This window comes from Cytobacillus mangrovibacter, assembly GCF_042865275.1.
GTDB lineage: Bacteria > Bacillota > Bacilli > Bacillales > Cytobacillaceae > Cytobacillus > Cytobacillus mangrovibacter.
Map to the genome: position 1 here is coordinate 1 of NZ_JBIACJ010000014.1, position 17,025 is coordinate 17,025.

The following is a 17,025-nucleotide window of genomic DNA, read 5'->3' on the forward strand; positions in this document are numbered from 1 at the left end:
TTCTTTTTTGATTCAGTAGGTAAGAGATATTCGAACGCATCATCCATAATACGAAGATTTGAACCCATTAAACGGACACCCTCAATAGGTCCTATGCAGACCTGTAAATGCTTTTTAGTAAGTTCAATATCTTCACCCTCTTTAAAAATACCTGGCCACTCCTCACAAGCTTTTTTGAAGAGATTGTTTATTCTTTCATAAGTAATTTCTGGATCCAATGCTTTAGTGAAATGAATCTCTTGATTCTGGCGAATTTCTGAAGCCTCTTTTTCATCCCATATCTTTGCGAAAATTAACTTGAATATTTCATTAAACTCGTCTTTACCACTATCAGCAAGTACAAGTTCTTCAAGATCTTGGATAATTTTTTTAAAGTTAAAGCTCTTTTTTAGGTGAGCAAGAGTCCTTTTTGCTTCAAGAACATCTTTAGGTTCTTGTCCTCTTTTAGGTATATCTACAAGAGTATCATTAAAGTTTGCAGGGTAAGGTCGAAAAAGAATAATACTATCACTACCGTTTGACCAAACACCTACAGGAGAACCTTGTGCATTTAGATAGCTTTTTAACTGTTCTATCCCATCTTTCCGCTTAGGCTTTTTAACTTCAATAATAATTTTGGGTGTTTGCTTTGTGCTATCTGTATACACAACTATATCTGCTGCTTTTGCATTAATTTCGGTCCCAAAATGGACGCTTTTTTCTAGTTCAATTTCGTCTGCCTTATAGTCGTAAGCATTAAGTAGTTTATAAACCCAAAGCTGACGAACAATTTCTTCAGGATTTGATTTTCCTTTCTCATCAAAAACCTGAACTTCTTCTTTTCCAGAAGAAAAGGGAACAAAGCTTTTCAAGTAATATTTAGTTTTACCAGCATCCCTACCAGAATCTGATGTCTTTGAATAAATATTTAATATTTCATGAAGGGATTTACCAAGAGTATCAAATTCGGTAAGTTCGTATAGTGTTTTAGGATCCTTAAAAATCTTGTCTAATATTTCTTTAGTATTCATTTTGTCCTCCTGCATCTTTCTGTCTAAACTATTTTTGCTATTGAACGCATTATTCGGTGTCTTCATATTTCTGTTTTAGATATATCAATGTACTGCCATCTAAATCTTCCTGGCCTTTAAGCGCTGTTACAATTTCCTTAGCTTTTTCATCAGTTAATCCAAAAACTGTATCGCCAGGGCGTGGTCTTATATCTAAGTCTAAATCCTTGAAAGAAACACCCAATTTCGGATGGATAATCCAATCTAAATCAACAGAGTAAGGCCATCTACCTTCAGTAACTTTTAAATTCGATACCACTTTTGTGAGTCCAATAATTTTTTTTTCAGGAGCTGTTACATATATAAACATGAACTGACCAATAGAAAGTTGTTCAGCTACAGTTCTTCTATTTTTAGGAAAACCAGCTTTCGGTTTATCAATGTTACAGTAAATCCCAGGGTAAACAAGCTTTATCATATAATCTGAGACAATATTTCTGTTCCACTCTCGATTTTCCTTTTTCTCTTCCTTGATTAAAAAATTTGTTAATTCATTAACCTTCCCCTTCAGTTCACTTACTTCAGCTTCTAATATTTCTATTCTTCGCTCCTGGTTCATCCTATCTCTCCATTTCTTTTATCTATCTTTATTTTATTAATAAGTAAACACTTATTCAAGTGTTTACTTATACTGGTGGATCATTAAATAGAATACCGTCAACACGAAGGGTTAATGGAACTAATCTTTTTACTTCTCTTCATTATTCACATGCTAAATTCATCTCCTTTTTGACTCCATAAATTGTATTTTGAGTCATATCAACTTTCGGATGAATATCCATCATACTCATTCCTGACTCCAACAAATAAACAATCCTTTCATAGATGACTTTATATTTCTCGGTTACATCGACATGGTACTTTTTTGTTCCTCCTCGAAATCCCCTTTGGTTATTTGCAATCTCAATGCCCTCACGTTGAGTTGTTCTAATTCGCTGCGTTTCGTATTTATTACAACCAAATCGACTTAGATATCATGAACAGCCTGCACATCAATTTTATAACTGAGAAGATAAAATTGATATCAAGTGAATTATTACGTAATATTTTCATGAATATTTAACTTTATATATTGCGTATGAAGTTGTATACTTTTATTAAAATCAACGTATACTGAAGGGAGATGGAAAGATTGGCGGTGGATGTAATGGATAAACCACGTTTTAATGTGGATCAAGTGATTCCAGCCTCAATAGCTTCTAGACGTTTTGGGGAAGTTCGTAAGAATGCAAAGTCACTCCCCCAATTTATTTCCGAAAATAACCGAATTGATTCTGTTATCCTTGATTATCATCAATATGAAGAAATGTTCAGGGAGTTAGAAACGCTTCGTGAGTTGACTTGGGAACTTCAAATTGCGCAACGATTAAAGCAAGCTGACGCGAATCCGAATGCCAGATATAGTCTCCAAGAAGTTATGGAAGAGGACAATTATGAGGAATTTTGTAGAATTGATCCTAACTCCATTCCCGATGAAGACTTATTCGAGTAATAAATGAAGAATAAATTTGAAGTAGTTTTCATTGAAGAAGCAAGAAAAGAATATCGGAAGCTAGATGGTTCGGTTAAGAAATTAGTAAACGTTGCAATTGCTAAAATGCAGGAACGTGCGGATGAGCTTGGTGAAGATTTAACAACCAAACACGGTATCAATTTAATTGGATGTAGAAAAATTAAATTTCGAAACGCTGGCATTCGTATTGTCTACCGAATTGTTGGTGATAGGGCTGAAATTGCGGAGATCATTACAATTGGTAAACGTGAAGACAATGAGGTATATAAAATTGCTGCCAAGCGTTTAAAGAGTTAATAAAAAACGAAGGAGGATATCCGGTTAGATATCCTCCTTCGTTTTTTATTGTAAGTTCCTTATTCAACGTATTTTGATATGAGATATTTTATCTACTTACTCTCCTTCAAATACTTCTCCAAAGCCTCTTCAATTAAAATATAAATATTTTTCTCCTGAACTAGTGCTTCCATTTTTAATTCTTTATGTAAATCTGTTCGTAAATCAAAAGATACGCGTTTTCTTTCCACTTTCTTTTCTTCCTTTCTTGTTGTGTTGTTTTCTTCGTTCGAAACAACGTTTATTTCTTGGTTGCTTGTTTTATCTCCTACGATTTCAGCTAATGCTTGTGTTGGGCTAACAGTTCTTTGATTTCGTTTCATGTTTTTGATGTCATTGACCTTTGACACGTTGAATCAACTCCTTGTAGAAGTTTCTATATTGTTCTAATGCTGGTTTAAGTTCAATATTTTCATTGAATCCGTATAAGGCAAGTCTTCCGGTTTGCGCTTTTCGTGTAATCACTGTTTGAAATACATCATCGGGATAATCTTCTTCGATCATTTCATTGAATGCTTTTGCATCGGTACGTCTCACATCATTCAAAGTTCTTAATATCCCAATTACTTTTGTATCTCGTTTTCCAAACTCATTGGCACTTGTGACAGAGTCCATGAAGTTAGGGATTGCAGAATAACACCAGTTAGAGCTTTCAAATAATACAACGACATATTCGCTAGCACATAATGCATTTGTTGTTTGCTCGCTTAGTGAAGGTGGAGTATCAATAATAATGAAATCATATTCATCGCGAACTTGATCCAAGGCATGATCCAATATCAAACTTGGATTTCCACTGAATGGGATCGTCTCCCCTTTGTATGTTTTCCCTGTATAAATCCAACGTGGCAAAGTGGCTAAGAAATTTGTAGCTGGAAGCACATCAAGATTTTCACTAACTGGTACAACATAAGACTTTATATCATTTTGTTGGATTGCCTCCAATACTGATTTCTCAACGAATTCATTTGATGGCTGTTCTGTTAAGAGTTCTGTTAAGTTCCCTTGTGAATCCATATCTATAGCTAATACCCGATATCCATCTTCCTTAAGTAAGTAAGATAAGATGCCAGTAGTAGTGGACTTGCCACAGCCGCCTTTTTGAATGCCCATTGTAATTGTGATTGCCAACTTATATACCTTCCTTTCTACCAACGTTGTTTTCTTCCTTTCTTTTTATTAATGGGTTTAAAGAAAACTGGTTGTTTATATTTAATACACTAATTATGTAATTAGCAGAAAAGCTTTCACAAAAATGTACGTATCTTCGCCAAACAATCACTCACAATATCCTCAGGGGCTTGTCCTTTTATGTGAAGATTACGAGCTTGCCAATCTAGGTTTTTAACTTGGTCTGTTAATATAACCCCTTTGAAAGCTAAACCATCAGGGAGCTCGACTTCATATCCCCATCCCCTGATGGTATTCGTAATCGGACAAACGGCTGCAAAACCGGTGATTTCATTGAATGATTTTGGTGATAATACGATTCCTGGGCGATTCCCTGCTTGTTCATGGCCTGCTTGCGGATTAAAATTCACATAAACAAGATCGCCGCGTTCCGGTGCTGACATTAGATTAATTCATTCCCCTCTATCCCATAATCGATTTCAGGATGGCGATTATTAGGTGTGCATTGGGCTAAGAGCTCATCTAATGAATATTTCTTTTGTTGTTTTTTTGGAACTAATGTGATGACTCCTTCGTTTTCAACCACTCTCATTTCCATTTCTGCCCCTTGATAAATAGCCACTCTTTCAGCAATATCTTTTGGAATCCGAACGGCAAGACTATTTCCCCACTTTTGAACCGTTGTGGCTAACGTCATGATTTCCACCTCTTTTGCCTGGTTTCTCTCTTTCCCTTCCATTGTAACACGCTCCTATTTCATTGTATACACACAGTATATACAATATTGTTTAAAATGATTCTCTTTATTTTAAATATATGTAGAAATGAATCTTCCTTCATAGAAACGTTGTTTTCTTCCCTTATTTTAATAAACTCAATTAATAACTTCAATTTGACAAATTAAGTATAATTACAAGTAATTCCAATATGGTACTCTATGGATAACCATTAATGAGAGGAGGAAGAAATTATGAGTATACGTTGCGGTCATTGTGGTAGTGAACTGGAGAAAGATAACTATGTAGTATTAGACTTCATTTATACTTTAAGTCATATAAATTGTTCACACGTAGATCCCAACCTAATTTTATCGACTGGCGTATTAGAAGATATAGCTGATGAATACCCATTATTGAATATTAAGAACCCGCTGAATTAAGTATTAGTAAGAATGTGAAATTTCCCTCTCAGAAAATCCCCTAATTTGTTACTAATAACTTCATATCATGAATAAAGCATGTCATTTTATCTTTATTGGCCTTTTTATGGCTATTTTGTGATGGTAACGAGCTGAAAGGGAAGTGGTGAAATTTACCCGAAACAGCTATATTCTACATAAATAGTTATTTTTCGGGTTGAAACAACCAATATGGAAGGGAATGTATGCAAGTGGATTGGAAGAAAATTGATATGTTTTTATCCTTAGGACAAGCATTTATCCCAGTATATGTTGAAGGGAAAGGCGATCACGTTCAGCTTTTCTTGAAAAATGGATCGATGGAACTACTAGATATTCAGAGTGATTCTTTCCTAAACAAATTGCTTCATTATTTTGGTACGAGTGTCTCCGCTAATCGAAGTCGATATGGAAAACTAGTAGGGAGAAGCCAATTGGTCCCTGTTGTTCTCTCATATGGAGTGACATTGATTCCGTATATCGTTAGAGAGTCAATAGGAGGCCGTCAATCACGTGTGGGTTGGTTTGTTGCTCGAGAAATTGAATGCTTTCAAAAAAAATCACAGCATAAGACGTTCGTTCAGCTATCAAAGGAGCACGAGATCCCTGTTTTCCATTCAGAAAAGTTTTGTTTTGAGCAGTTAAAGAATGCTAGATGCATAGAGTTGTGCTTTGGTGAAATTCATGAACCTCACAGGAGAAATTGGCTTTTTTCCGTTGTTTAAAATTTTAAAATTATGGTGTTTCAGCCTCTTATCTGCATGATAAGGGGTTTTTTGATGTCTATTTTAGGAAAGAAGCTACAAATTAAGAGTTTTCAGCTTGAAAGCTCCTTTGATAGATAATAGAGGAATCGCTATAGTTGCAGTAAGAAAGGAGGGGATATTCATGGCTATGGAGGCATTGGTGAAAAAGTCACTTATTCTTACTGTTGAAGAGGGATTGAATGACAAGGGAGAACCGATTACTAAACGTTATACGTATTCGAACATCAAAGGAAATGCTACACCTGACAAACTAGTTGAAGCTGCAGTTGCACTTGCAGGACTGTGTAATGGTCCGGCTAACTTCTCAACCGTTATTACGAACGAATTAGTTTAATCACTCGAAACCATTAAAATGAAGAAAGGAGGGAATCCCAAATGGCAAAAACGTTGGAATTGAACTTTGATGCAGAGGTTGGATCAGCAAAGATTTCGGTTAGGAATCCTAAAGAAGATCTCACTCCAGCAGAAATTAAGGCTGCAATGGAAAAAATGGTTCAAGCAAATGTATTTATCACGGCCAAGGGCGATTTAGTTCGTGCCGTCAATGCTCGAGTCATCGATCGTACAACTGAAGAAATTGAATTTGTTTAAATAATGAACGGAAGGTGCTCGAAGCCTTCCGTTTTAAACTTATTAAAGAAGGGAGTGGGAATGATGGAAATGGATTGGGTGTCTATGATCAGTCAAGTTGGGTTTCCGATATTGATTACCTTTTATCTACTAAATCGGATGGAGACAAAAATTGATCAACTCTCACAATCTATTAATGATCTGACCCTATCATTAAAGCAATAAGGGCAAGAAAAGTGAGGAACGTTATATGGTTTCCTGCATCCCAGCAAAGCATAAGGCGTGCCGCACGGAGTTTATTTCTTCAGGGAGTGGTGCATGAAGGGCCTCGAGGAGGACGGCACGCAGCTAACCCCTAATCTTAATGCGTTATATTTTCTTTTTGAAAAGGAGTGGTGAAATCAATGCTTATCGCACTAGACCCAGGACACGGGGGAAGTGATCCTGGTGCTGTTGGTAATGGTTTATTAGAGAAGGATATTACCTTAAAGTTAGCACTTAAAACGGGCACGATTTTACGTACTCAATACGATTGCGATGTCATGTATACAAGGAATAGGGACGTTTCTCTGACACTATCAGAACGCGCATCTATCGCCAATCGGTCAAAAGCAGATCTTTTTTGCTCATTCCACATCAATAGTTTTAACGCCACCGCGAAGGGATTTGAAACATTCCGTTATTCCAAAACAACGAAAGAAAAATCAATTGAATTACAGAAAAATGTCCATGAAGAAGTAATGAAGGCTTTGAAGCCATATGGGATTATGGATCGGGGAATGAAGGCAGAGAACTTTGCGGTTGTTCGGGAAACGATCATGCCGGCTCTTTTAACGGAAACACTGTTTATATCGAATCCGAATGAAGCCAAGCTTTTAAAGTCGGATGCTTTTCTTGATCAGGTGGCTGCAGCTCATGCGGCTGGGATTGCGAAGGTTGCAGGGTTAAAATCAGCAGAGAAAAAGCATTATCTCATGATTGGTTCATTTAGTAGTAAGGCTGAGGCAGAGAAAAATGCAAAGATGCTGAAAGAGGAATACGGTTGGGTTGTTCATGTGAAGGAAGGCTAATCATGCTCTGCCGATAAGGGTGGAGTTTTTTTCTAATAAATAAAAATCTGACACAAGCAACTTAAGTCAGATTTTTATTGCTCTGCAATCTGTACATACATAAGGATTTATATGGTTTATTTAAGAGCTAAAAATACAGATGAAATCTGCTATATTCCCACGTTTAAAGGAAGGTGTCAGATAATGAAAACTGTCCAACCCATACGTGATCGCGAGAAAATTGAGACGATAAAGAAGGTGTTGCGCGCATCTTCACTAAGAAATGAGCTCCTCTTTGTTCTTGGGATCAATACGGGACTACGTATTAGTGATTTATTGGCCCTTCAGATAGGGGATCTGAGAAATCATGAGGGAATAGTGAAATGGATTGAAATACGTGAGAAGAAAACGGGGAAATCTCGCTATATAGCTTTAAGTAAAAAGACGATTCGTTTGATTGAAAGATATATGGATACGGAAAGAAGGAATGCAGCTGTCACCTCCCCGTTATTTTTAAGTCAAAAAGGAGGTCCGATCAGCCGGCAGCATGCCTATGATATTCTCAACAAAGCCGCTCGTTCCGTAGGGATAAATGAACGAATTGGTACACATTCCTTGCGCAAAACATTTGGTTATTTTGCTTATAAAGACGGGGTGGATCTAACGTTAATTCAAAAGCTGCTAAATCATTCTAGTCAAGCTGATACTTTACGTTATATTGGAATTACACAGGAGCAGTTGGATGAGGTGGTTTTGAAGTTAGATTTGTAGGTTAACCCAAGATAACTAAGTTAACCTATCTATATATTTATGTATTATTAGTTAACTAATTGAATTAATATATTTCGTCTCTTAATCTATTGAAACCTAGCATGTCCTAATTCCGTCTAGTAATTGAAAGAATAGATAAAAGCAAAGAGGGATGCCTATGTTTTATCCTACAGTTACTTGTGGTAAGGGGAAAATTCATGCAGTAAATGATGAATCTTCCTGCATTTGTGGTGTGAACTACCGGACTACTACTCCTCAAAAACAAAAAGAGTTATATAAATCAATCCAATTTAAAAATATAAATTCAATTAACTGCCGGAAATGTAGATTGGCACTTCTAAGTTTTTATAAAAATTAAGTTGTGCCTTAACTAGATAAGTAGAGAAAGAAACAATCTAGGAAGAAACGTTTATTTCTTCTTTGGTTTATTTATTCCAATAACCCTTTGCCATTACATGAATGTCTAATTGCAGCATGATTATGCCTACTCCTAAGTCTCCCTGTTCTAATTTATGCATAAATTTAAAAGAGGACCATAAAGAGATTTGATTGGAGGCAACAGCAATGGAGATGTTTTCTTCTATCTTACCGTTTTTATTTATGATTGTTATTTATTTTGGGGTTCTTGGATTTACCATTTGGTTTGCGGTTAGTCTTATTAAAGCTCAAAAGGAACGAAATGTTATTCTGAAAGAAATTGCAAATAAACTTGGAAATGTAAAGATTGAAAAAAAAGAAGAGTGATCTTCTTTTTTTGTAAGAAATCAACCTTTATATAAATAAACGTTTCTTCTTTTATTCGGCATGATAATGATTTTTATTGTCTATTTTGTCTATAGTAATTTATTTTGGTACAATGTTTCAAAATAATAATTGAGGTGCAATTATGTGCGGCCGATTCACTCTAACAGCAACATTCACTGAAATCATTCAGCGATTTGAGATTGATGCAGCAATCCAAGAAGAACTATATAATCCAAACTACAATGTAGCCCCATCACAATCTGTCTTATCTGTAATTAATGATGGCAGTAAGAATCGTTTAGGCTTTCTTCGCTGGGGGCTGATTCCGCCCTGGTCGAAGGAAATGAAGATCGGATATAAAATGATCAATGCGAGGGCAGAAACAATCTCTGAAAAACCTAGTTTTCGGAATCCATTCCAGAAGAAACGCTGCTTAATCATTGCTGATTCTTTTTATGAATGGAAACGTCATGAGGATACAACGAAGACGCCTATGCGAATTAAACTTAAATCGGGAGGTTTATTTGCTATGGCTGGCCTGTGGGATCGTTGGATATCTCCACAAGGAGAATCTATCTATTCTTGTTCAGTTATAACAACAACTCCAAATGACCTTGTAAAAGACATACATGACCGAATGCCGGTTATTTTAAAGCCAAGTGACGAGAAAATATGGCTAGATCCTGCAATTTCAGATATTAAACAACTTAATCAGTTATTGATGCCTATGAGTCATGATTTAATGGAGACCTATGAGGTATCTTCACTTGTTAACTCTCCGAAAAATAACTCCATTGAACTGATACGAGAAATTTGTTAATTAAGGTTCTTCTATTTTTTATAAAGCTAAAAATAAATCTTCTAAGAAATAAACGTTTCTTCATTAGAAGGAACGTTTATTTCATCTTTTCCTATTGTAGTTTTCTATAATGCAGCAACGCTATGCAAGCACGTGAGTTCCTCGAGTAGAATGTTGTGTGGCTTAGGAGCCCGATGTCGGAGAAGAAACACACGGATTTCTAAATAAGAAACTGAAAGAATGATGCACCCATATTAATATAGGGCATAATAAAGTTCGACAGATCAACATCTAATTTACGATCTAATCCGGCTTAAATTAAACAACTAATTTTTAATGGGAATACTAAAATATATCTTATTAAAAAAGCAAGGAGTGACGAAGATGCCACGAAAGTCCGCACAAACCAATGAGGAGTTGGTGAAGGAGACAGATGTCCAATCGCCAAATGATCAACAAAACAAAGATGAAATCGGTAACTTATCTCGTATGTTAGCGGCAGTGTTGAATTATCTATCAGATGAAGACGTAGAAGAAATAGATATTGAATACATCTTGGAAGAGACGGAGGGGCTAAGAGATTGGTGGAATCTATATCGAGAAAGCAGCAGGAAACTAATTGAGGAAGAAATTAGAGAATCCCTAAGTGAACTGTCTCTGGATGAACTTCAAAGGATCCGTGAACAAATTAAGGATAAATAGGATTGAATCTACGATCAGTTTAACAACCTAATACAAATATGTTTGAAAGATCGTTTCAAAATAACTGCATTCTGCTTTAATAGGATGCTTTTTTTCTTCTTGGGGTAGCGTCGGGAAATACCCAAAATATAAAAGGAATAAATAAACCTTACAATAAAGAAACGTTTATTTATTCCTTTTATTTATATTAATTCTCATATAACTTTTAAATGCAAACCCGCCCAGCGAAGCGGTCCTTATTTAATCGGTTAATAAGGAAGGGCAGCAGCGTATAAACCACTAAAAGAATTTCAAATCTATCGACTTCTTCACTTCGTTTCGACCCTAAAGGGTGAAATTCCTTTTTTGATGTGACAAGAACAGTTCACCGACACCCGATATACAATAGGATCTTGATTGTGCTTGGTGTCGATTTTTTAGTCTATCACATCAAACCGTTCAATTTGGCATTCTCCCGCCCTCTCCCCTTCAACCAATAGGCCATAAAGGATATCCCTATCCTTTAAGAAGAATAATTGAAACTCATGCATGAAAAGCATATTAATTAACGTGATTATCACGCGAAAATTTGATTATTGCTGATCTTTTGTTATTTCCCTCTTTTTATGAACCCTTTTTAAAATACAAACCCGCCCAGCGAAGCGGCCCTTTACTTGGGGGGGCGCTCGTGGTATCGCGCAAGCGAAATTTGCAGAGAAGCGAAGCGCCCAGAGGGACGGAGCTTTTTAGCAAATTCCACCACGAGCGCAGGGGCCCCTGGTCAAGGGGGGCGGAATTCAAAGCGCTATCTTCATAGCTACGATAATAAGAACTTGCGTCAGCAAGTTCTTTCCTCTTTGTTCTTCTGTGAATCCGCCTTTAAAAAGGAGCTGGCAATGATTCAAAAAGGATCTTCCGACTGCACGTGGGAGGAAGTTCCTGGTGCTGGAATGATTGCAAGGTGGTTTCCCTTGCAATGTTTCCAGCATTTGAATGATTGCCAGCTTTGCCTTGCAACCTTCGATTAATCTTTCAAAGGGCCGCCAGTGATTCGAAAAAAGATTTCCCGACTGTAAGTTGGAGGGAAGTCTTGGTGCTGGAATGATTGCAGGTGGGCTTCCCTGCAATGTTTCCGGCATTTCGAATGACTGGCGGCTTGCTCTGCATCTCCGAGTATTCTATCGATGGTCTTAATTCATATTTTAAGCAGGAACTTTATTTTAGATGTAAAGGCGATCTCATGCCCAATGACTGAGGTGGGTTTCCTCAGTCCGTCACGTATTCCCTCCCCGGCCACTTCGGATAACATTGGTTATGTTAACTAGCGTCTAGTTATACATAATGAAATGTTATCGGAAGTGGCCGTCTTTTGAGGGGAGGGGACAGTGGCGCTTTTTCGGGTGATTTTCCCGAAAAAGATTGGGGATGGGATTGCCATCTTTATTCAAAGACGCACGCTTCGTGGGTTTAACTTTATTCAAAATGCCATACTTTCTTGTGAGTGCTGAGCCGCGAGTCTTTCGGCAGCCGAATGTCTCGCGGCGGGCCTTATTCAAAGACGCATACTACTTTTTTTGATAAAAAAGAACACGGTGCGGCAGCACGGTGTTCTTTCCCCCTTAGTTCATAAAGTATTCACAAAAATTTTGGAGGATATTGGAAACACGTGTCGAAAATTAGAAAATGTAAGCGCTTTTATTATCTTCATCTGTCTTTCTATCATTTATTATCGAAGTTATTATTTTTTTTGCCTTTGTTATAAGTATAAATAACTATTACAAATTGACTAGAATTTATCAAAAAGAAGACCCCTAATTGAGTTTGGCCGCTCCAGGGGTTTTCTCTACAATTTGAGAAGGAATCGCATCCCTCTATGTGAATTGTTTTTATATTTTATCATATAGTTTCTGCGATTGTCCTTCATTTGGGGAGGACTTTTTTTGATAGAGCAATTAAATGCACTAGAAAATTGTTCAATAGATGAGGCAAAACGTCATGTGATGTTTCATCATTATAAAGCTGCAGGATGGATTACTCTAGCTCAAAAGGATAGGGATGGATCATGGAGGCAATACCATTATCGACCTGAGCAATTGGCTTCAGAGCTGTCAGAGTGGCTAGGAGAGAATGTCTTTTTTAGCCAGAATACTTTCTTTAAGCCCCAAAGGAGAATTGAAAATTTAAAGCAATTGAGGGCTTTATATGTAGATGTAGACTGCCATCAGTTAAATTACGACCCTCACTGGGTTGTAGAAAAGCTAAACCTAGAAGTGTTTCAAGAGACTGTTCCTTTACCAAATTTTATTATTTTTTCAGGCAGAGGATTAGTATGTGTATGGCTTATAGAACCTGTTCCATATCAAGCTTTGCCGTTGTGGAAGGCAATTCAAAATCACTTTTACAAGCATATGGAGTATGTCGGAGCCGATAAGAAATCAATTGATTCAACAAGGGTATTTCGAGTCGCAGGAAGTACAAATTCAAAGAATGGAAAGGAAGTCATTATTGAATATCGACATGATTATAGATATGTCTTGAGAGACTTACAGGAAGAATACTTGCCTGAATTAGCTCCATCAAAGGCTAAAAAAACTGGTCGTAAGTCAAAACTTGTTTATTTACATAATGTGCGTAATCTTCACTATTCTAGATTGCTAGATTTAGTGAAGATTGCTGAGCTTCGAAAATATGATCTAAAGGGGCACAGAGAGCTTGTTTGCTTCTTGTATAGATATTGGAGTTGCTGCTTAACGGATGATTTTGAAGACTCTTTGGCACAAATGCTTGAGTTTAACAGTGAATTTAAGAATCCTTTGCGCAAGAGTGAAGTAATAAAGGCAACAAAAAGCGCTGAAAAGGCTTGGGAAGCGAAAAATAATGTACTGGCAAATGAAGAAGCGATTGCCAAGGGGTATCCAGGTGCGGGCTATAATTTAAAGAATTCAACAATTATAAAATGGCTCGAAATTACCCCAGAAGAGCAGAGACATTTACGTACCATTATCGATATCAATGAAAAGCGTAGACGGAAACGTGAACGAGATAAGCACGCTTTTCGGGAAAAAAATGGATCTGTTAGTAGAGGGGAATATTTGTGTAAACAAAAAGAGAGAACAGAAGATAAGTTATGGCAGCTCAAGGGAGCAATACAAAGGCATCCGAAGGCATCTAATGTAAGGTTAGCTCAGATAATAGCTGTCAGCGAGGGATACATACGAAAATTAAAGAAACAAATATAAAAGCCTCGTACTGGTTCTCGCCCTTATATTATGGGCGTTAGCCTGTTCACCCGCGGCAAAGTAAAAAATCTACTATACATAGCTTAAATGAATATCACTATGTTTCTGGGGACACAGCCTCGTAGCGAGGTTAGCGAGCAAGCGATAGCGCGCAGGTAGAGAAATCCCTAATTGCTTTTGTTAGAAGGAGCATTGTATAATATCCTCAAAAGGTGCACGGTGCACTTTGGGAGGATATTATGAAAGCCACCACCACCGGAAATGATTCACTTAGCAAACGTATTTTACTGGACTTACAAGACGGTTTAAGAGTTTCTGAAATTCCTACTCATTACCCTGTTTCGTTGGATCAAGCAAAGAAGCTGTCTCGGTTTAAAAAGATGCTTGATTTAACTAAGGAGAACCTGGGAGAAGAACACTATCATCGATTGCAGCTGCTAGGGATAAAAAGCTTTCCTCTAGCACCTTTATTTAAAAAGTCTGATTGGTCAGGAGTAACTGAAATCTTATCTGTCGTTACGGATGAAACAACGAGAGATGAGTTGCAGATGCTTATCAATGGACTAACTAAAAAAAGAGAAAGGATTCATGAATTTAAAGAAATTGCGGATCTTATTTTAGAACAATTGGAGAATACGGATAAAACCCTACGGATCAAGGAAAAGGAACTATTGCAAATGCAAAAAGAAATGGATAATCAAAATAAGATTTTCAAGGGGTATCCAGAGCCTTATCGTTCCTTTTTGAGTGAATATCTAGGATTATATGAAGGGAAGCTAGTATTAGCAAAGAGGCTTAATCCTAACTGGCAAAGGAATTTAAGGAAAAAAGGCATTATTGTTTACAATGAAGAGTTATATGTTCATTTTTTAAAAGACTTTCTTGCTTTTACAGAGGATTTGAAATCAAGGCATCAGCGAGGCCTGGATTTCCGATGGAATTCTGACAGTGACAAGGAAAGAATAAAAAAAGGAACACCTTGGATAGATGTGCCAGAAGACGGCAAATACAAACTACCTTCAGCATTTAATGAGCAACTGAGTGTTGCGATAAATAAGGTAAATCAAGAGTTAACGGAGATTAAAGGGAAAAGGGTAACAATTGAAACAGAATTGAAGACTATGAAGAAAAAAACGGTTCATTCTTATATGGAAATAGCCGAAGTATCAGACTTCCTCTCGATGATCAATTTAAAGCGTCACAAAGAATTGCAAGACAAGGCCCTTAAATGGCTGTTTCAGCGTGGTTTTATCGCGGTGGCAGAGTTAACCCTCCCAAATGGAAAAAGAGCCGATATTTTCGCGTATAATGAGTCTCAGATTGTTATTTTTGAAGTGAAGACCTCACAAGGGGATTTAAAGACAGATAAAAAATGGACGGACTATCTGCCATACTGCCATGAATTTTATTTTTTAACGCCTGCTGATTTATCCCATTCGGTAGAAGAAAAGATCAAAAATGTTAACTGTGGCCACTATGTCGAAGCTGGGGGTAGTTTGAAATTGATAAAAACGGATGATCGTCCTGTGAATAAGGTGGATCAGGAAAGTGAACTGAGGTTCGCTGCGGGGCAGTTGTTGTCTCGGAAGTTTATTTATGGGTATTAAACGGATTCCTTGATAATTCACTTACTTCCTATAAAAAAAAAAAAATGGTGCCATAATTTATTGACACCATTTTTGTTATATTTAATTCCCTCTCAATTTTTTCAATGTTTCCTCCAGTTCTTTCTTCTTCCTCATTTTGTCTTCTTTTGAGGCAGTTTCAGGCTTAAAGTCTTTCACGCCTAACATTTCAAACAATTCATCTTTCACGCTATCGAACATGGCATTGGCTTCTTCCACATTTACTTGAAATTGTGTCTGAAGTTCTTCTACTGCTTTGTCTTTCACAAACCAATTCGGCACTTTTTCTTTCGATTTGCGGAAATAAGAAACCAAAAAGGGCAGGATCATTTGATTCTCTGAAGTCGTTGCTACTTCGGATTCCACATTTCCTTTTGAAGCATTTAAAACAGTCGTTATGTATCCAATCAGGTTTTCTATGTCCGTTCGATGCTGTATTTTTTCCATCAACACAATGACATTTTCTTGGCCAAATTTCTCCCAGGCTTGAATCGTTTCGTCTGTTATCCGTATGCCCATCATCAGACCTAACTTTTTCACTCTTTCAGAAAAGGAATTCGGTTGTTTGAATTCCTCTAAGCTTTCTTCAAATAAGCTTAATTGTTCTGTCTTCTTCTTTGCTGGATAAATCACAAATTTTATTTTCGAGACTCTTCGGCCTGTTTTGATCTCTTCGATTTGAAAAGAAATATCTGTTTTCTTTTTCAGCTCTTTTTGAGCCGGTACTAAGACACGCTGCTTAAAATTTCCGTATGCAGGGTAGATGTCCTCTGCACCAAGCATTTTTCTTAATGATTCAATCGGAAATGTCCGTTCTTGGATTTTTTCATATTGTTTTAACAGTTCATAGATTCGAATAGCATAGGAGCTTTTTAACTTCACTACGTTTTCTAATTTATAGCTAGTAAACTCTCTTTTTAGCTCCAAAAGGTAAGGCCGTAAGAAAGGATCGAATCGGATGTCAATCGTTCCTTCCGTTTCGTTATACGCAACATAACTTAACCATCCAACCTGGATGACCTTTTTATTGATACGCACCTCAAACACTTTCTGCATGAGTTCTTTCGTGATTTGCCTTAATTCCGTGTACTTAGGGGTCCCCTTCAGTCCTAATAACTTAGTAAATTCTTTTATCGGCAATGTATATGTCTTAAAATCTGAATCTGATGGATGAATATTACTTGCCAAACAGAGGATAATTTTTTGTTCCACAACCCCAAGCTTATAATTAGCCTCAATTAACATATTTGATTTCGTTACAAGCTTATTGTTACTTACTTCAATGATTTCTGTTTGGAACAAAAGAGCCCCTCCCTTCCCATGTCAGTTCCTTAGACTAATTATGACAAATTACGAAGTATAACAAAAGAGTTTTTTTGTTATATATACTAGTTTTATAACAGACACCATTTTTGTTATGGTTGGCACCAAAAATGTTATAGTCGCACCGTTTTTGTTATAGTTCACACCATTTTTGTTATATTAATGGCACCATTTTTGTTATGATTCACACCATTTTTGTTATGGTTCGCACCAAAAAAGTTATAGTTAGCACCATTTTTGTTATATTAAAA

The 17,025-nt window shown here is 36.8% G+C and carries 22 protein-coding genes; 14 read left to right on the forward strand and 8 right to left on the reverse strand.

Features of this window, described 5'->3' with window-relative positions; genetic code table 11:
- Both ACFYKT_RS18940 and ACFYKT_RS18945 read right to left on the reverse strand, forming a co-directional pair.
- The coding region (locus tag ACFYKT_RS18940; protein WP_389222726.1) for a type I restriction enzyme HsdR N-terminal domain-containing protein at positions 1 to 1,010 on the reverse strand (1,010 nt) is incomplete at its 3' end.
- Between the two features lie 49 nt (positions 1,011 to 1,059).
- The gene (locus ACFYKT_RS18945; protein WP_389222728.1) at positions 1,060 to 1,608 is read right to left on the reverse strand and encodes a hypothetical protein; all 549 of its coding nucleotides are present in this window, start codon (positions 1,606 to 1,608) and stop codon (positions 1,060 to 1,062) included.
- 573 nt (positions 1,609 to 2,181) lie between these two features.
- Between ACFYKT_RS18945 and ACFYKT_RS18950 the strand changes: the two genes are divergently transcribed.
- Both ACFYKT_RS18950 and ACFYKT_RS18955 read left to right on the forward strand, forming a co-directional pair.
- A complete protein-coding gene (locus tag ACFYKT_RS18950) occupies positions 2,182 to 2,541 on the forward strand; it encodes a hypothetical protein (RefSeq protein WP_389222730.1) in 360 nt (119 codons plus the stop codon).
- A 3-nt stretch (positions 2,542 to 2,544) separates the two neighbouring features.
- Positions 2,545 to 2,859 (forward strand): type II toxin-antitoxin system RelE family toxin, encoded by a 315-nt coding sequence (locus ACFYKT_RS18955; protein ID WP_389222732.1) that lies wholly within the window; start codon positions 2,545 to 2,547, stop codon positions 2,857 to 2,859.
- A 92-nt stretch (positions 2,860 to 2,951) separates the two neighbouring features.
- On the opposite strand, the gene ACFYKT_RS18960 is transcribed toward ACFYKT_RS18955, so the two are convergent.
- From ACFYKT_RS18960 to ACFYKT_RS18975, 4 genes are all read right to left on the reverse strand, one after another.
- Positions 2,952 to 3,248: a hypothetical protein gene (locus ACFYKT_RS18960; protein WP_389222734.1), complete on the reverse strand. Its 297-nt coding sequence runs from the start codon at positions 3,246 to 3,248 to the stop codon at positions 2,952 to 2,954.
- Entirely contained in the window at positions 3,232 to 4,029 is a 798-nt protein-coding gene (locus ACFYKT_RS18965; protein ID WP_389222858.1) for a ParA family protein, read from the reverse strand. Before ACFYKT_RS18965 ends, ACFYKT_RS18960 begins: the two co-directional genes overlap by 17 nt.
- Positions 4,030 to 4,145: 116 nt before the next feature.
- Positions 4,146 to 4,472 (reverse strand): type II toxin-antitoxin system PemK/MazF family toxin, encoded by a 327-nt coding sequence (locus ACFYKT_RS18970; protein WP_389222736.1) that lies wholly within the window; start codon positions 4,470 to 4,472, stop codon positions 4,146 to 4,148.
- Positions 4,472 to 4,768: an AbrB/MazE/SpoVT family DNA-binding domain-containing protein gene (locus tag ACFYKT_RS18975; RefSeq protein WP_389222738.1), complete on the reverse strand. Its 297-nt coding sequence runs from the start codon at positions 4,766 to 4,768 to the stop codon at positions 4,472 to 4,474. The genes ACFYKT_RS18970 and ACFYKT_RS18975 overlap by 1 nt, the downstream gene beginning before the upstream one ends.
- Before the next feature lie 231 nt (positions 4,769 to 4,999).
- Here ACFYKT_RS18975 and ACFYKT_RS18980 point away from each other — a divergent pair, with 231 nt between their 5' ends.
- The 10 genes from ACFYKT_RS18980 to ACFYKT_RS19025 all read left to right on the forward strand — a co-directional run bounded on the left by ACFYKT_RS18980 (position 5,000) and on the right by ACFYKT_RS19025 (position 10,608).
- Complete coding sequence (locus ACFYKT_RS18980; RefSeq protein ID WP_389222740.1) at positions 5,000 to 5,188, forward strand: hypothetical protein; 189 nt, start codon at positions 5,000 to 5,002, stop codon at positions 5,186 to 5,188.
- Between the two features lie 224 nt (positions 5,189 to 5,412).
- The gene (locus tag ACFYKT_RS18985) at positions 5,413 to 5,931 is read left to right on the forward strand and encodes a hypothetical protein (RefSeq protein ID WP_389222742.1); all 519 of its coding nucleotides are present in this window, start codon (positions 5,413 to 5,415) and stop codon (positions 5,929 to 5,931) included.
- Between the two features lie 163 nt (positions 5,932 to 6,094).
- Entirely contained in the window at positions 6,095 to 6,307 is a 213-nt protein-coding gene (locus ACFYKT_RS18990) for a DUF1659 domain-containing protein (protein ID WP_389222744.1), read from the forward strand.
- 41 nt (positions 6,308 to 6,348) lie between these two features.
- Positions 6,349 to 6,564 carry a DUF2922 domain-containing protein gene (locus tag ACFYKT_RS18995; protein ID WP_389222746.1) on the forward strand — a complete coding sequence of 72 codons (216 nt, stop codon included), beginning with the start codon at positions 6,349 to 6,351 and terminating at the stop codon, positions 6,562 to 6,564.
- Between the two features lie 69 nt (positions 6,565 to 6,633).
- Entirely contained in the window at positions 6,634 to 6,768 is a 135-nt protein-coding gene (locus tag ACFYKT_RS19000) for a YvrJ family protein (RefSeq protein ID WP_389222860.1), read from the forward strand.
- Positions 6,769 to 6,947: 179 nt separating this feature from the next.
- Positions 6,948 to 7,613 carry an N-acetylmuramoyl-L-alanine amidase gene (locus tag ACFYKT_RS19005; RefSeq protein ID WP_389222748.1) on the forward strand — a complete coding sequence of 222 codons (666 nt, stop codon included), beginning with the start codon at positions 6,948 to 6,950 and terminating at the stop codon, positions 7,611 to 7,613.
- Between the two features lie 183 nt (positions 7,614 to 7,796).
- The gene (locus ACFYKT_RS19010) at positions 7,797 to 8,363 is read left to right on the forward strand and encodes a site-specific integrase (protein WP_389222750.1); all 567 of its coding nucleotides are present in this window, start codon (positions 7,797 to 7,799) and stop codon (positions 8,361 to 8,363) included.
- Between the two features lie 564 nt (positions 8,364 to 8,927).
- Positions 8,928 to 9,107 carry a hypothetical protein gene (locus ACFYKT_RS19015; protein ID WP_389222751.1) on the forward strand — a complete coding sequence of 60 codons (180 nt, stop codon included), beginning with the start codon at positions 8,928 to 8,930 and terminating at the stop codon, positions 9,105 to 9,107.
- A gap of 142 nt (positions 9,108 to 9,249) precedes the next feature.
- Positions 9,250 to 9,927, forward strand: coding sequence for an SOS response-associated peptidase (locus ACFYKT_RS19020; RefSeq protein ID WP_389222753.1), 678 nt, complete (start codon positions 9,250 to 9,252; stop codon positions 9,925 to 9,927).
- Between the two features lie 363 nt (positions 9,928 to 10,290).
- On the forward strand, positions 10,291 to 10,608 hold the full coding sequence (locus ACFYKT_RS19025; RefSeq protein WP_389222755.1) for a hypothetical protein: 318 nt from the start codon (positions 10,291 to 10,293) through the stop codon (positions 10,606 to 10,608).
- Between the two features lie 776 nt (positions 10,609 to 11,384).
- Here ACFYKT_RS19025 and ACFYKT_RS19030 read toward each other — a convergent pair.
- Complete coding sequence (locus tag ACFYKT_RS19030) at positions 11,385 to 11,726, reverse strand: hypothetical protein (RefSeq protein WP_389222757.1); 342 nt, start codon at positions 11,724 to 11,726, stop codon at positions 11,385 to 11,387.
- Positions 11,727 to 12,527: 801 nt separating this feature from the next.
- Between ACFYKT_RS19030 and ACFYKT_RS19035 the strand changes: the two genes are divergently transcribed.
- Both ACFYKT_RS19035 and ACFYKT_RS19040 read left to right on the forward strand, forming a co-directional pair.
- Positions 12,528 to 13,826, forward strand: coding sequence for a replication protein (locus ACFYKT_RS19035; protein ID WP_389222759.1), 1,299 nt, complete (start codon positions 12,528 to 12,530; stop codon positions 13,824 to 13,826).
- A 239-nt stretch (positions 13,827 to 14,065) separates the two neighbouring features.
- On the forward strand, positions 14,066 to 15,433 hold the full coding sequence (locus ACFYKT_RS19040) for an MmcB family DNA repair protein (protein ID WP_389222761.1): 1,368 nt from the start codon (positions 14,066 to 14,068) through the stop codon (positions 15,431 to 15,433).
- Positions 15,434 to 15,514: 81 nt separating this feature from the next.
- Here ACFYKT_RS19040 and ACFYKT_RS19045 read toward each other — a convergent pair whose 3' ends face one another.
- Entirely contained in the window at positions 15,515 to 16,753 is a 1,239-nt protein-coding gene (locus ACFYKT_RS19045) for a replication initiation protein (protein WP_389222763.1), read from the reverse strand.
- Positions 16,754 to 17,025 lie beyond the last annotated feature (272 nt).

What these genes read in the sequence shown, in the direction of transcription:
- ACFYKT_RS18945 (WP_389222728.1), bottom strand. Translation starts at nt 1,608, where the DNA reads ATGAACCAGGAGCGAAGAATAGAAATATTAGAAGCTGAAGTAAGTGAA.
- ACFYKT_RS18955 (WP_389222732.1), top strand. Translation starts at nt 2,545, where the DNA reads ATGAAGAATAAATTTGAAGTAGTTTTCATTGAAGAAGCAAGAAAAGAA.
- ACFYKT_RS18970 (WP_389222736.1), bottom strand. Translation starts at nt 4,472, where the DNA reads ATGTCAGCACCGGAACGCGGCGATCTTGTTTATGTGAATTTTAATCCG.
- ACFYKT_RS18975 (WP_389222738.1), bottom strand. Translation starts at nt 4,768, where the DNA reads ATGGAAGGGAAAGAGAGAAACCAGGCAAAAGAGGTGGAAATCATGACG.
- ACFYKT_RS18980 (WP_389222740.1), top strand. Translation starts at nt 5,000, where the DNA reads ATGAGTATACGTTGCGGTCATTGTGGTAGTGAACTGGAGAAAGATAAC.
- ACFYKT_RS18985 (WP_389222742.1), top strand. Translation starts at nt 5,413, where the DNA reads ATGCAAGTGGATTGGAAGAAAATTGATATGTTTTTATCCTTAGGACAA.
- ACFYKT_RS18990 (WP_389222744.1), top strand. Translation starts at nt 6,095, where the DNA reads ATGGCTATGGAGGCATTGGTGAAAAAGTCACTTATTCTTACTGTTGAA.
- ACFYKT_RS18995 (WP_389222746.1), top strand. Translation starts at nt 6,349, where the DNA reads ATGGCAAAAACGTTGGAATTGAACTTTGATGCAGAGGTTGGATCAGCA.
- ACFYKT_RS19000 (WP_389222860.1), top strand. Translation starts at nt 6,634, where the DNA reads ATGGATTGGGTGTCTATGATCAGTCAAGTTGGGTTTCCGATATTGATT.
- ACFYKT_RS19005 (WP_389222748.1), top strand. Translation starts at nt 6,948, where the DNA reads ATGCTTATCGCACTAGACCCAGGACACGGGGGAAGTGATCCTGGTGCT.
- ACFYKT_RS19010 (WP_389222750.1), top strand. Translation starts at nt 7,797, where the DNA reads ATGAAAACTGTCCAACCCATACGTGATCGCGAGAAAATTGAGACGATA.
- ACFYKT_RS19015 (WP_389222751.1), top strand. Translation starts at nt 8,928, where the DNA reads ATGGAGATGTTTTCTTCTATCTTACCGTTTTTATTTATGATTGTTATT.
- ACFYKT_RS19020 (WP_389222753.1), top strand. Translation starts at nt 9,250, where the DNA reads ATGTGCGGCCGATTCACTCTAACAGCAACATTCACTGAAATCATTCAG.
- ACFYKT_RS19025 (WP_389222755.1), top strand. Translation starts at nt 10,291, where the DNA reads ATGCCACGAAAGTCCGCACAAACCAATGAGGAGTTGGTGAAGGAGACA.
- ACFYKT_RS19030 (WP_389222757.1), bottom strand. Translation starts at nt 11,726, where the DNA reads ATGCCGGAAACATTGCAGGGAAGCCCACCTGCAATCATTCCAGCACCA.
- ACFYKT_RS19040 (WP_389222761.1), top strand. Translation starts at nt 14,066, where the DNA reads ATGAAAGCCACCACCACCGGAAATGATTCACTTAGCAAACGTATTTTA.